The 12,664-nt window shown below is 71.5% G+C and carries 12 protein-coding genes; 3 read left to right on the top strand and 9 right to left on the bottom strand.

Annotation, left to right across the window (positions count from 1 at the left end):
• Positions 1–15 precede the first annotated feature (15 nt).
• Entirely contained in the window at positions 16–882 is an 867-nt protein-coding gene (locus ACZ4UU_RS00530; protein ID WP_468035582.1) for an anti-sigma factor, read from the bottom strand.
• Positions 879–1,448 (bottom strand): SigE family RNA polymerase sigma factor, encoded by a 570-nt coding sequence (locus tag ACZ4UU_RS00525; protein WP_468035581.1) that lies wholly within the window; start codon positions 1,446–1,448, stop codon positions 879–881. The genes ACZ4UU_RS00530 and ACZ4UU_RS00525 overlap by 4 nt, the downstream gene beginning before the upstream one ends.
• 263 nt (positions 1,449–1,711) lie before the next feature.
• Between ACZ4UU_RS00525 and ACZ4UU_RS00520 the strand changes: the two genes are divergently transcribed.
• Positions 1,712–3,163 carry an NCS2 family permease gene (locus ACZ4UU_RS00520; protein WP_468035579.1) on the top strand — a complete coding sequence of 484 codons (1,452 nt, stop codon included), beginning with the start codon at positions 1,712–1,714 and terminating at the stop codon, positions 3,161–3,163.
• A gap of 31 nt (positions 3,164–3,194) precedes the next feature.
• On the opposite strand, the gene ACZ4UU_RS00515 is transcribed toward ACZ4UU_RS00520, so the two are convergent.
• From ACZ4UU_RS00515 to ACZ4UU_RS00490, 6 genes are all read right to left on the bottom strand, one after another.
• Positions 3,195–4,640 (bottom strand): peptidoglycan D,D-transpeptidase FtsI family protein, encoded by a 1,446-nt coding sequence (locus ACZ4UU_RS00515; RefSeq protein WP_468035577.1) that lies wholly within the window; start codon positions 4,638–4,640, stop codon positions 3,195–3,197.
• Between the two features lie 55 nt (positions 4,641–4,695).
• Complete coding sequence (locus ACZ4UU_RS00510; RefSeq protein ID WP_468035575.1) at positions 4,696–5,358, bottom strand: response regulator transcription factor; 663 nt, start codon at positions 5,356–5,358, stop codon at positions 4,696–4,698.
• Entirely contained in the window at positions 5,355–6,641 is a 1,287-nt protein-coding gene (locus ACZ4UU_RS00505) for a sensor histidine kinase (protein ID WP_468035573.1), read from the bottom strand. Before ACZ4UU_RS00505 ends, ACZ4UU_RS00510 begins: the two co-directional genes overlap by 4 nt.
• Entirely contained in the window at positions 6,638–7,639 is a 1,002-nt protein-coding gene (locus ACZ4UU_RS00500; RefSeq protein ID WP_468035571.1) for a hypothetical protein, read from the bottom strand. The genes ACZ4UU_RS00505 and ACZ4UU_RS00500 overlap by 4 nt, the downstream gene beginning before the upstream one ends.
• Positions 7,640–7,719: 80 nt before the next feature.
• On the bottom strand, positions 7,720–8,190 hold the full coding sequence (locus ACZ4UU_RS00495) for a GNAT family N-acetyltransferase (RefSeq protein WP_468035569.1): 471 nt from the start codon (positions 8,188–8,190) through the stop codon (positions 7,720–7,722).
• Between the two features lie 19 nt (positions 8,191–8,209).
• Positions 8,210–8,983, bottom strand: coding sequence for an IclR family transcriptional regulator (locus ACZ4UU_RS00490; protein ID WP_217208659.1), 774 nt, complete (start codon positions 8,981–8,983; stop codon positions 8,210–8,212).
• A gap of 132 nt (positions 8,984–9,115) precedes the next feature.
• Here ACZ4UU_RS00490 and ACZ4UU_RS00485 point away from each other — a divergent pair, with 132 nt between their 5' ends.
• Together ACZ4UU_RS00485 and ACZ4UU_RS00480 are read left to right on the top strand one after the other, a co-directional pair.
• Positions 9,116–10,645, top strand: a complete 1,530-nt coding sequence (locus ACZ4UU_RS00485) for an aldehyde dehydrogenase (NADP(+)) (protein ID WP_468035567.1) — start codon at positions 9,116–9,118, stop codon at positions 10,643–10,645.
• Positions 10,646–10,691: 46 nt separating this feature from the next.
• Positions 10,692–11,300: a DUF1349 domain-containing protein gene (locus ACZ4UU_RS00480; protein ID WP_468035565.1), complete on the top strand. Its 609-nt coding sequence runs from the start codon at positions 10,692–10,694 to the stop codon at positions 11,298–11,300.
• Here ACZ4UU_RS00480 and ACZ4UU_RS00475 read toward each other — a convergent pair.
• Positions 11,260–12,648, bottom strand: a complete 1,389-nt coding sequence (locus ACZ4UU_RS00475) for an MFS transporter (protein ID WP_468035564.1) — start codon at positions 12,646–12,648, stop codon at positions 11,260–11,262. The genes ACZ4UU_RS00480 and ACZ4UU_RS00475 overlap by 41 nt on opposite strands.
• Positions 12,649–12,664 lie beyond the last annotated feature (16 nt).

Here is a 12,664-nt window from a genome sequence, read left to right as displayed (position 1 = left end):
CCGGCGGGCACTTCTCTACGAATCCCCGTCGGCCGCCGAATCGTTGTCGTCGTGCGCCGCGAAGCCGCCCGCCACGGACAGCTGGTCGCCGCCCGCCGTGGCCGTCATCGCATAGCGGTCGTCCTGCGCGTCCCGGCCGCCGCGCTCATGGTCGTACTGTCCGGCGAACACCCACTCGCCCTCGCGGACCGTACGGCCCTCCTTGAGCACCCAGGTGTAGACGAGGAAGCCGTCCTTCTCCTCGACCGTCAGCGTGAAGTCGTCCTCGGGCAGTGAACGCCAGGCGCCCGCGTTGTTGACCCCGCCGGTCTGCGCCACCTGCAACCGCACGGTCAGCGCGGTGAGTTGCTCGCTGGTCTTCAGGGTCAGGTTGCTCTGCGCCCAGAAGTCGTTGCTGTGCGGGTCCACCGAGCCGTCCGACCACAGGGGGCCGTCCTCCTCGTCCTCAGCGGCGGGCGGCGCGGTGGTGGGGGCCGGCTGCCGGGTCGGCGCCTCGGTCGTCTCGCGGGACTCCGGTGTGTTCTCGGAAGTCGGGTCCGCCGGTGGGGCGGGCGGGGCCGGGGGGCGGCTCGTGGCGTCCGGGGACGGGGTGGGCGTCGGCGAGGTGGCCACCGTCTGCTGCGGGGTGTCCTCCTTCACGGCGGACGCCACCGCGTAACCGCCGACCGCGAGAACACCGGCGACCGCGGCGGTGGCGGTCACCACCCGGACCCAGCCGTACACGGGTGGACGGGTCGCGCGGTGGTCACGGCGGGACTGACCGGACGGGTCCGCCATCCCGCGCTCGATCCGGGCCAGGATCCGTTCGCGGTCGGGCTCGTGCCCCTCGGCCGCCTCGTGCAGCCGGGCGCGCAGTTCGTCGTGCACGTCCCGCCGCATCATCGGTTCCTTCCTCCGGCGTCCCCGGTGCGAGCCATCGCCGCCGCATGCACCTTGAGCGGAGCGCCCTGCGTCCCGAGCAGCCGCTGCAGTTCGGCCATCCCCTTCGAGGTCTGGCTCTTCACCGTACCGACCGATATGCCCAGGGCGAGCGCGGTGTCCTTCTCGGAGAGGTCGAACGCATGCCGCAGCACCACACAGGCGCGTTTGCGGAACGGAAGTCTACGCAACGCCTCCTGGACGTCGACGACCCCCGCCACGTCCGGGTTCTCGGTCTTCTCCTCGCGCTGAGACCAGAACAGCGCCACCCGCCGCCGCTCGCGGACCGCGCTGCGGATCTTCGTGCGGGCCATGTTGGCGACGACGCCGCGCGCGTAAGCCACCGGATGGTCGGCCGCGCGCACCCGGTCCCAGCGGTGCCACAGCGCGAGCAGCGCGTCCGCCGCCAGATCGTCGGCGGCGTCCGCCTCGCCCGTCAACAGATGGGCCAGGCGCGACAGTTCGGCATAGTGGCGCTCGAAGAAGGCATGGAACTCCACGGAGGCGGCGTCGTCGACGACCGTGCCCACGGGCGACCCCTCCTGCCTGCGAAGTGTCGTTCTGATGACGAATGTGGTCGTCCGGCGATCAATTCGCGATCATCCGGTCGAGGCCCGGAACTGTAGCAGCGATCGAGAGCTCGGTTCGTACGGGACTTCGAACACCGTGTGGTACGTCGTACGTGAACAGCGCTGATTCCGTAACACGGAGAAAACCTGAACCGCGTTCAACGCGGGAACAATCCAGCCAGCATCCGCACACCGATCAAGTCAGGCAGCAAGGAGCAACCGTCATGTCCGAATCCCAGAAGGTGGCCGACCGGTCAAGTGCCCCGCCGCCAGGCGTGAACAGCGTCGACCGGTACTTCAAGATCTCCGCTCGGGGCTCCACCTTCGCCCGTGAGATACGCGGCGGCTTCGCCACGTTCTTCACGATGGCCTACATCCTTGTCCTGAATCCCATCATCCTCGGCAGCGCGAAGGACAAGTTCGGCCACCAACTGGACGCCGTCCAACTCACCACCGCCACCGCCCTGGTGGCCGCGGTCATGACGATCATCATGGGCGTCGGGGGCAACCTCCCGCTCGCGCTCGCCGCGGGGCTGGGCCTGAACGCCGTCGTCGCCTTCCAGATCGCCCCGCTCATGGCGTGGGACGACGCGATGGGGCTGGTCGTCCTCGAAGGCCTGCTGATCTGCGTGCTCGTGCTCACCGGGCTGCGCGAGGCCGTCATGCACGCCATCCCGCAGCCGCTCAAGCAGGCGATCAGCGTCGGCATCGGCCTGTTCATCGCCTTCATCGGCTTCGTGGACGCCGGCTTCGTCACCCGCATCCCGGACGCCGCGAACACCACCGTGCCGGTTCAGCTGGGCGGCACCGGCCAGCTCACCGGTTGGCCGATCCTCGTGTTCTGCCTCGGAGTCCTGCTGACGATCGCCCTGCTCGCCCGCAAGGTGAAGGGCGCCATCCTCATCAGCATCGTGACGATGACGGTCGCGGCGATGATCATCAACTCGGTCGCCGACATCAAGGCCTGGGGCCTGACCACACCCGCCTGGCCCGACAAGATCGTCGACACCCCCGACTTCGGACTCGTCGGCGACTTCAGCCTGTTCGGCGCCTTCGGCGAGACCACCGCCATCACCGTCGTCCTACTGGTCTTCACACTGGTCCTGTCCGACTTCTTCGACACCATGGGCACGGTCGTCGGCATCAGCGCCGAGGCCGGACTCCTCGACGAACAGGGCAAGGTGCCGAACCTCGGCCGGGTGCTGCTGATCGACGGCGCCGCGGCGGCCGCAGGCGGCGCGGCCTCCTCGTCCTCGGCGACCTCCTACATCGAGTCGGCGGCCGGCGTCGGGGAGGGCGCGCGCACCGGCTTCTCCAACCTGGTCACCGGCGGCCTCTTCGCCCTGGCCCTCTTCCTCACCCCACTGCTCACCATCGTCCCCCTCCAGGCGGCCGCGCCCGCCCTGGTCGCCGTCGGCTTCCTGATGATGACCCAGGTCAAGCACATCGACTGGGACAAGTACGAGATCGCCATCCCGGCGTTCCTGACCATCGCCGTCATGCCGTTCACGTACTCGATAACCAATGGCATCGGGGCGGGATTCGTCGCCTACGTAGCGATCAAGGTGGTGCTCGGGAAGGCGAAGGAGATCCACTGGCTGCTGTGGGGGACCTCGGTGCTCTTCCTGGTGTACTTCGCCATCAACCCGATCGAACAGATCCTGGGCGTCAAGTAGGTCACCCAGGGCCTGATCCAAACGACAGGCCCTAACCCTTGAGCGCCGCCTCCATCACCTTCTTGGCGACGGGGGCGGCCAGCCCGTTACCGCTGACCTCCGAGCGCTCCGCGTCCGACTGCTCGATGATCACCGCCACGGCGACCTCCTTGCCGTCGGCCTTCCCGTAGGACGTGAACCAGGCGTACGGCGTCTTGCTGTTGTTCTCGCCGTGCTGGGCCGTGCCCGTCTTGCCGCCGACCGTCGCGCCCGAGATCTGCGCGTTCGTGCCCGTGCCCTTCTCGACGACCGTCTGCATCGCCGACTGGAGCTGCTCGGCGGTGTCGGAGCTGACGATCTCCTTGCTGCCGGCGTTGTCGTCGTAGTTCTCCAGGACGTCGCCGCCGCCGTCGGTGATCTGGGACACCATGTGCGGCGAGACCAGCTTGCCGTCGTTGGCTATGGCGGCCGACACCATGGCCATCTGGAGCGGGGTGGCGGTGACGTCGAACTGGCCGATGCCGCTCAGGGCGGTCGACGCCTCGTCCATGTCGGAGGGGTACACGCTCGTGTACGCCCGCACCGGCACGTCCTGCTCCTTGTCGTTGAAGCCGAACTTCTCGGCCATCTCCCTGACCTTGTCCTGGCCCAGGGCGACGGCCATGCTCCCGAAGACGTTGTTGCACGAGTACTGCAGGGCGACCCGGATCGAGGCGTTCTCGCAGGGCGCGGACGGGTTCTCGTTCCCCAGCTTGTCGCTCGACTGCGGCAGCGGGTACGGGTCCGGGCTGTCCGTCTTCTCGTCCACCGACGAGTACAGCCCGTCCTCCAGCGCGGCCGCCGCCACGACCAGCTTGAACGTCGACCCCGGCGGCAGCGGCTGGCGCAGCGCGCGGTTCGTCATCGGCTTGTCGGGATCCTTGGTCAGCTGCTTCCACGCGTCCGCGTCACCCGTGGTGATCCGGGACGGGTCGTACGACGGGGTGGAGACGACCGCGAGGATCTTCCCGGTGGTCGGGTCGATGGCGACGGCGGCGCCCTTGTTGTCGCCGAGCGCGTCGTACGCCGCCTTCTGGACGTCCGGCTCGATCGTCGTGATCACATTGCCCGGGTCGGCCCGCTTGCCGGTGACCGTGTCCATCACGCTCTTCAGCCGGGTGTCGCTGCCGTCGAGCAGTTTCTGGTAGACGCCCTCCAGCTGGGTCGCGCCGTACGCCTGCGAGCTGTACCCGGTGACCGCCGCGTACAGCTCGCCGTCCTGGTACGTCCGCTTGTACGCCAGGTCGCCGCTCTTCATCGGCGCCGAGCCCGTGATGGCCTCGCCGCCCACGATGATGTTGCCGAGCGGCTCGCTGTACAGCGCGATCGTGTTCCGCCGGTTGTCCTTGTCGTCCGCGAGTGCCTGGCCTTCGTAGAACTGCACCCATGTCGCCCGGACCAGCAGGGCCAACACCAGCAGCAGCGTGAAGACGGACGCCCGCCTGATCGTCTTGTTCATCCCACTCCGAGGGACGATCAGGATGGGGCGGAACGTTCCCTTCCACCCCGTTTTCTCATCGGGCGTTCATGAAGCCCGCCTCGTACGCGGCGATCACCGCCTGCGTACGGTCCCGGGTGCCGGTCTTCGCGAGGATCGCCGCCACATGCGACTTCACGGTGGCCGGACCGACCTCCATGCGCCGCGCGATCTCCGCGTTGGTCAGGCCCTGCGCCATGAGCCGCAGCACCTCGCTCTCCCGGCAGGTGAGCCGCGCCACCCAGGCCGGCGGCGCCGGGTACGCGCGTGCGTGCTCGGCCGCCAGGGTGCGCACGGCCGCCGGGAACAGCAGGGTGTCGGTGTGCGAGACCAGTCGTACGGCCTGCACCAGCGCGTCGGCGTCCGCGCGCTTCAGCAGGAATCCGGCGGCTCCGGCGCGCAGCGCGTCGTACACGTAGGAGTCGTTCTCGAACGTGGTGACGACTACGATGCGGGGCGGCTCGTCGAGCGTGGCGAGGATCTGCTCGGTGGCCCGGATGCCGTCGATGTCGGGCATCCGGACGTCCATCAGGACCACGTCGGGCCGCAGCTCCCGCACCACGGACACCGCCTCGGCCCCGGTGGCCGCCTCGCCGACCACCTCCAGGTCGGGTTCGGCGGAGAGGATCGCGCGCAGAGCGGTGCGCACCATGCGCTCGTCGTCGGCGAGGACGACGCGGACGGGCGGACGGGCGGTCATGCGGGTCCCTTCAGGGGCAGTCGTACGTTCAGCCGCCACGTCCCCTCGGCGGCACCGGCCCGTGCGGTCCCGCCCAGCAGGCGCGCCCGGTCGGCGATGCCACGCAGGCCGTGACCGCCGCCGGGGCGGCAAGGGGAGGCGTCGGCCAGGGCGTCGGCCAGGGGGTTCTCGACGGTGATCTCCAAGTGCTCGCCGGCGACCCCGATCCGCAGGGTCACGCTGGTCCGGTCACCGGCGTGCTTGAGGGCGTTGCTCAGCCCCTCCTGCACGATGCGGTAGGCCTCGCGGGACAGGACGGGCGGCAGGGCCTCGGGGGCGGCGTCGAGACTCGCGGTGACCCGCAGTCCGGCCGCGCGGGTGCGGCGCAGCAGGCCGGCCAGGTCGGCGGCGAGGGTGGGCGCGGGCGCCGTTCCGGGAGCGTCGCCGTCCCGCAACACGCCCAGGACGGCGTCGAGTTCGCCGACCGTGCGCCGGGTCGTGTCCTCGATCGCGGCGAGGGCCGCACGGACGAACTCCGGGTCGGTGTCGAGGACTCGCCGGGCCGCGCTCGCCTGGAGCGTCACCGCGCTCAGGGCGTGGCCCACGGAGTCGTGCAGCTCGCGCGCGAGCCGGTTGCGTACCGCGAGGTCGGCGGCGCGCGCCTCGGCCGCCGCGAGCCGGTCCTCGGGCGTGGGGCCGAGCAACGCGGGCGCCCAGCGGGCGAGCAGCGCCCCGGCGACGGCCGCGCAGCCGGCCAGCGCGAGCAGCGTCGCCACGCCCGCGACCGGCGCACACGCCAACACCCAGGGTCGGTCCAGGGACTCGGGCAGCTCGACGGCCTCGGCGCCGCCCGCCCAGACGATCAGCGGCAGCGCGGCGAGGAAGCCCGCGAACGGCGGCACCGCCAGCGACATCCCCGAGATGATCCCGCCGAACCCCAGATGCAGCGTGAACCAGGCCGCCGCCCGCCCCTTCGCCGCTCGCGTCCGGGCCGGGCCGTACGCCAGCAGCCCCGCGTCGACCCCGCACAGCGACCGCACCGCACCCGCCTCGAGGGACCGGGTCAGCGGGAAGAAGGCGGCGGTGAGCGCGGCCAGGGGCAACCCGACGGCGAACGAGAGCAGTTGCAGGGGCAGGTCGCTGAAGACGTACCTGGAGTCGGTGGCGGGGCCGACGACGAGCTGGCCGACGAACACGTACGGCATGGCGAGCGCGCCGCCGAGGACCAGATGGATCCAGCGCCGGCGCGCCCGCCGCCCGAACAGGAAACGGCCGTACTCGCTGGACCCGCTGAACCGGCTCACGCCGTACGGGGTTTCCGGCTCGCGTCGCGCTCCGCGAGGAAGTGCACGCCGAGACAGGCGACGAGGATGCCGACGATCATCTGACCAGCGTAGGTGAGGTTCAGCAGCGGTGCCGGGCCGTCGGCGACGTCGGTGAGCGGGGCCAGCGACAGCCAGGCCGCCCAGCACACCGTGGCGGCCGAGCCGATCCAGGCGAGACCGAGCGGCACCCGGACGGGCAGCGTGCGGCCGCGCCGGAACGCCAGCAGGAGGCCGCCGACGACGGCCATGGCGAGGAAGACGACGGACAGGGCCTCCATGACGTAGAAGCCACTGGTACGGCCGGTGACATGACGCTCGTCGAGCCCCGCGGTGCCGCCGCACGCCCACAGCAGGTGGGTCAGCAGCGGCAGCAGCGCGCAGCCGGCCGCCGCGACGGCGACGGCACGCTGGGCCGCACCGATGAGGCCGACCGGAAGTTCCCAGACCCGCCCTGCCCACAACCGGCCCCAGCGGTCGCGGGCGTACAGCACGAACAGTGCGCCCAGGGTGAGTCCCTGCACGATGAACCCGGTGTAGACGACCCCGAAGACCCACGCGTCGAGGAAGGGTTCACCATCGGCCGCGGCGGTGTTCGTGGACCCGCCGAGCGCGTCGACCAGCACCTGGAGCGGAAACCCGGCCATGATCGGCGCGAGCAGCCCGGTGGCCACCCAGGCGGGGAGGCCGAGCAGCCACGCGGGTGCCCGCAGCCCCCACGGCCGGGTCAGCGCCAGCGCCAGCACGATGACGGCCGCGTCCATGAGCACGGTGACGCTGTTGGCCACGGCCATGGTCGCCCGGTGCTCCAGCAGGGAGCTGCCGTCCGGGATGCCGATCCGACCCCCCGCGATCCAGGCGGCCTTGAGCGAGAGATACGGCACGCAGGAGACGATGGCGACGGCCCGCAGGGCGCGACGGGACCTGCCGAGCCCGACGGCGCGGTCGGTCTGCGGGGCGTGAGCGAATGTCTGCGTCATACGGCCACGCTCCCGCGAGAACGCCGGTCGGCACCTCCTGCACGGCGATGATCCGTCTCCGCCGTACGGGGGAGAAGCCCTCACCCCTCCAGATGCAGCACGACCTCGTCGATCTCCTCGCCCCGCGCGTTGGCGAACCCCCGCGCCCGCGCGGTCACCCGGAACCCGCACTTGTGCAGCACCCGCAGCGAGCCCTCGTTGTCCGCCGCCGCACGCGCGTACAGCGGGCGTTCGGGGACCTCGGTGAGCAGCCCGCGCAGGGCGGCAGTCGCGATGCCGCGCCCCCAGTACGCGCGGTCGACCCAGTAGGTGACCTCACGCTCGCCCGGCTCCCCGTACACGGCCGTGCTGCCCACGACGTCGCCGTCGGCCAGGATCGTGCGCAGGACGTCCGCCGAGGACCGGATCCGTTTCCAGTGCTCGTCGAAGGCGTCCCGGTCGGCCGGGTCCTTGGGGGTGAAGGCCGCCATGCGCAGGGCCTCCGGGTCGTTCATCTGCCGGTAGAAGACCGGCAGATCGCTGTCGTGCACCTCGCGGAGTTCCACATCCATGAGGACAGAGCCTAGGGAGTCAGAGCCGGCGGGTGGCCAGCGTCAGCCGGTCGCGCGCGTCGAACAGCGCGTCCTTCACCATCTGCTCGTGGGCAGGGGTCAGCCGGGCCACCGGCACCGAGCAGCTGATCGCGTCGCGGGCCGGCGTGCGGTACGGGATCGCGACGCCGAAGCAGCGCAGCCCCAGCGTGTTCTCCTCGCGATCGACGGCGAAGCCCTGCTCGCGGACCTGGTGGAGCTCCTCGATCAGCTTCTCGCGGTCGGTGATCGTGTTCTCGGTCAGCGCGGGCAGCGTCTCCGGGAGCAGCTTGCGGACCTGTTCGTCCGAGTAGGTGCTCAGCAGCGCCTTGCCGAGGGAGGTGGAGTGCGCCGGGAGGCGGCGGCCGACCCGGGTGAAGGGCCGCAGGTAGTGCTGGGACTGCCGGGTGGCCAGGTAGACGACGTTCGTGCCGTCGAGCCGGGCCAGGTGGATGGTCTCCGTCGTGTCGTCCGACAGGCGGTCCAGGGTCGGGCGGGCCGCCGCGACCACCTCGTCGCCGTCGATGTAGGAGGTGCCGACCAGCAGCGCCCGGACGCCGATGCCGTACCGCGTGCCCGTCGCGTCCGTCTCCACCCAGCCCAGCTCCACGAGCGTGCGCAGCAACATGTAGAGACTGGACTTCGGGTATCCGACGGCCTCCTGGACCGACGCGAGGGAGTGCATGCCGGGGCGTCCGGCGAAGTATTCCAGCAGTTCAACCGTCCGTACCGCGGACTTGACCTGCGCCCCGCCGCCCGTCTCGCCAGCCGACATCGCCCTTGACCCCTTCGTTGGACGGGAAATAGTCTCCGAAGCATATTCATCATCAGAGACAGCGTTCAGTATATCGAACGAGCCTGGTGGATGACCCCGTACTGCGGCAATACATGTGTGGAGGGACCCGCGGTGGCAGCAGCACCAGTCTGGAGTGTCGACCCCCGAACCGGGAAGCAGCGTGAACAGGTTGCGGTGGAGGCCACAGCCCAGGAGGTGGACACCGCCGTCCGCGCCGCGCACGAAGCGCGCGGCGCCCTCGCCGACCGCACGGTCCGCGCGGCCTTCCTGCGCACCGCCGCCGACAAGCTCCAGGCGGCCAAGGACCAGCTCGTCGAGGCCGCCGACGCCGAGACCGCGCTAGGCCCGGTCCGCCTCACCGGTGAACTCGCCCGCACCTGCTTCCAGCTGCGGGCCTTCGCGGACATCGTCGACGAGGGCGCCTTCCTCGACGTCGTGATCAACCACCCCGACGACACCGCGACCCCGCCGATCCCGGACCTGCGCCGCTACAAGGTGTCCCTCGGTGTCGTCGCCGTCTACTCGGCGTCCAACTTCCCCTTCGCCTTCTCCGTGGCCGGCGGTGACACCGCGAGCGCGCTCGGCGCCGGCTGTCCGGTCGTCGTCAAGGCCCACCCCGACCACCCGGCGCTGTCCGAGCTGGTCGCGGCCGTCCTGCGCCGGGCCGCCGCCGAGCACGGCATCCCCGAGGGCGTCATCGGCCTCGTCCACGGCTTCGAGGCCGGCATCGAGCTGATCAGGCACCCGCTGGTCGCCGCGGCCGGCTTCACCGGTTCCATCCGGGGCGGGCGCGCCCTCTTCGACGCGGCGGCCGCGCGGCCGGTGCCGATCCCGTTCCACGGCGAGCTGGGGTCCCTGAACCCGGTCGTGATCACCGAGGCCGCCGCCGCCGAGCGCGCCGAGGCGATCGGCGCCGGGCTGGCCGGCTCCATGACGCTGGGCGTCGGCCAGTTCTGCGTGAAGCCCGGCCTGGTGCTGGTGCCGTCCGGCGCCGCGGGTGACGGCCTGGTCAAGTCGCTCACGGACGCCGTCAGCGACACCGACGCCGGTGTCCTCCTCGACCACCGCATGCGGGACAACTTCATCGCCGGGGTCGCCGAGCGTGCCGAGCTGCCCGACGTGGAGACCCCGGTGACGCCGGGCGCCGGCGGCGAGCACACCGTGAGCCCCGGCTTCCTGACGGTCGCGGCCGAGAAGCTGGCCGGCGAGGGCGCGTACGACCTGCTGCTGGAGGAGTGCTTCGGCCCGGTGACCGTCGTGGTCCGCTACGACGACGACGCGCAGGCCCAGGCCGTGCTGTCCCGGCTGCCCGGCAACCTCACGGCGACGGTCCACCTCTCCGCCGAGGAGGCGGCGGGCGAGGGCCGCGGCGCCCAGATCCTCGCGGAGCTGACGCCGCTGGCCGGGCGCGTGCTGGTGAACGGGTGGCCGACGGGCGTTGCGGTCGCGGCGGCCCAGCATCACGGCGGTCCCTACCCGGCGACGACCTCCACGTCGACGTCCGTCGGCGGTACGGCGATCGAGCGCTGGATGCGGCCGGTCGCGTATCAGGGCGCCCCCGAGGCACTGCTGCCGCCTGAGCTGCGGGACGACAACCCCCTCGGACTGCCGCGGCGGTTCAACGGTCGCCTCGAACGCTGAACGAATTGAGGGCCCATGGCGGAGGGGAAACTGAAAGAATCCGGGGATGGACATGGAACTTCCTGAACTGCCTTTTCCCCTCCGCAGCTACGGCCCCGACGGTCACTGGGCCTACGAGGACGGCATCCTCTCCGGATGGGCCGGCCCTCGCCAGGACCGCTTCGTGCCGCCCACCGACGAGGGCCTCGACCCCGCCTCCGACGCGCCGCGTCTCCTCGGTGCGCCCGAGGGCGACTTCCAGCTCATCGCACGGGTCACCGTCGGGTTCGCCGCCGGCTTCGACGCCGGGGTGCTCTACGTCCACGTCGGGGAGCGGGCCTGGGCCAAGCTCTGCCTGGAGTACTCCCCGGACGTGCCCACCGTCTGCACGGTGGTCACGCGGGGGCACTCCGACGACGCCAACTCCTTCACCGTGGAGGGCAGTTCGGTCTGGCTGCGGGTGAGCCGCACCGGCCGGGCCTTCGCCTTCCACGCCTCCCGTGACGGCGAGCACTGGACCTTCGTCCGGCTCTTCACACTGGGCGACGAGAAGGAGACCGACGCGGCCCTGGTCGGCTTCATGGCACAGTCCCCGATGGGGGAGGGGTGCGTCGTGACGTACGACCACCTGGAGTTCAGGCCCGACTGGCCGAAGGACCTGCGAGACGGAAGCTGAGCAGGCCGGTCACCGCGAGCAGCGCCGCGCTGACCACCAGGCTCAGCCGCATCCCCGTCACGAAGCCGTCGGAGACCAGCGCCCCGAACACGGCGATCCCCAGCGCCCCGGCCATCTGCCGCGCCGCGTTGAGCACACCGGCCGCCAGACCCGCCCGCTCGGCGGGCACGGCCTCCAGCATCGCCGCCGTCAGCGGCGGCACCGTCAGCGCGCAGCCCAGGGCCATGGGGACGAGGAGCAGAGCCACCACGACCGGCGGCGTGCCGGTGTCGACGTACAGCATCGCGAGCAGTCCCGCCACGGCAAGGCCCTGCCCCAGCAGCATCGGCAGCCGGGCGCCGTGGCGGCCCGCGAGCTTGCCCGCCACCACGTTCGTCACCGCGATCAGGCCCGTCATCGGCAGGAACATCAGCCCGGCCTCCAGCGCGGACCGGCCCTGCACCTGCTGGAAGAAGAGCGAGAAGACGAACACCATGCTGTAGAAGGCCACGCTGACCGCCGCGCCGGCCGCCACCGTCACCGCGACGGTCCGGTCGCGGAAGAGGCCGAGCGGAACGACCGGATGCGGGTGACGTGCCTCGATCCTCAGGAACGCGGCACCCGCCACCACGGCCACCGCCAGCGCCGCCCAGCCCGCCGTGCCGCCCTCGATCACCGCGAACGTCAGCGCCGTGAGCGCCACCACCGCCGTCACCTGGCCGGGCACGTCCAGCGGCGCCGGGCGGCGTTCCGAGCGCGGGGCCCGCAGGAGCAGCACGAGGATCAGGGCGCCGACGGGGAGGTTGACGAAGAAGATCCCGCGCCAGTCCCACGCCGTGGTCAGCACACCGCCCGCCACCGGACCCAGCGCCACCGCCGCCGAACCGCCCGCCGCCCACACGGCCACCGCCCGCGCTCGCCGCGCCGGATCGGCGTACGCCTGCCGCACCAGCGACAGCGAGGCCGGCAGCACGACGGCCGCCGCCACGCCCTGCACCACCCGCGCGCCGATCAGCGTCGGCAGGTTCGGCGCCAGACCGCAGGCCGCCGAGGCGAGTGTGAACACGGCGGTACCGAGCGCGTACGCCCGGCTCGCGCCCACCCGGTCCGAGAACGCGCCGGTCGACAGCATCAGCGCGGCGAACGCCAAGGTGTAGGCGTCCACGACCCACTGGAGGCCGGACATCCCGCCCCCGAGCGAGGAACCCATCGCGGGCAGGGCCACGTTCACGATCGACGCGTCGAGGCAGACCAGCGCGAAGCCGAGGAGACCGGCGGTGAGGGTGACGGCCGCGGAGGACCTCCTGGGCTCCAACTCGCCGTGTGGCAGGGCGAGTTCGTCGCCCTTCAGGGTCTGCTTCGTTGACATGCCCTCCATGCTGCGG

This window comes from Streptomyces sp. NPDC028907 (genome assembly GCF_055564995.1).
Note: the sequence above shows the minus strand (reverse complement) of the source record. Positions and strands in the feature narration are given on the sequence as shown.

What these genes read in the sequence shown, in the direction of transcription:
- ACZ4UU_RS00475 (WP_468035564.1), bottom strand. Translation starts at nt 12,648, where the DNA reads ATGTCAACGAAGCAGACCCTGAAGGGCGACGAACTCGCCCTGCCACAC.
- ACZ4UU_RS00530 (WP_468035582.1), bottom strand. Translation starts at nt 882, where the DNA reads ATGATGCGGCGGGACGTGCACGACGAACTGCGCGCCCGGCTGCACGAG.
- ACZ4UU_RS00520 (WP_468035579.1), top strand. Translation starts at nt 1,712, where the DNA reads ATGTCCGAATCCCAGAAGGTGGCCGACCGGTCAAGTGCCCCGCCGCCA.
- ACZ4UU_RS00510 (WP_468035575.1), bottom strand. Translation starts at nt 5,358, where the DNA reads ATGACCGCCCGTCCGCCCGTCCGCGTCGTCCTCGCCGACGACGAGCGC.
- ACZ4UU_RS00515 (WP_468035577.1), bottom strand. Translation starts at nt 4,640, where the DNA reads ATGAACAAGACGATCAGGCGGGCGTCCGTCTTCACGCTGCTGCTGGTG.
- ACZ4UU_RS00480 (WP_468035565.1), top strand. Translation starts at nt 10,692, where the DNA reads ATGGACATGGAACTTCCTGAACTGCCTTTTCCCCTCCGCAGCTACGGC.
- ACZ4UU_RS00490 (WP_217208659.1), bottom strand. Translation starts at nt 8,983, where the DNA reads ATGTCGGCTGGCGAGACGGGCGGCGGGGCGCAGGTCAAGTCCGCGGTA.
- ACZ4UU_RS00500 (WP_468035571.1), bottom strand. Translation starts at nt 7,639, where the DNA reads ATGACGCAGACATTCGCTCACGCCCCGCAGACCGACCGCGCCGTCGGG.
- ACZ4UU_RS00495 (WP_468035569.1), bottom strand. Translation starts at nt 8,190, where the DNA reads ATGGATGTGGAACTCCGCGAGGTGCACGACAGCGATCTGCCGGTCTTC.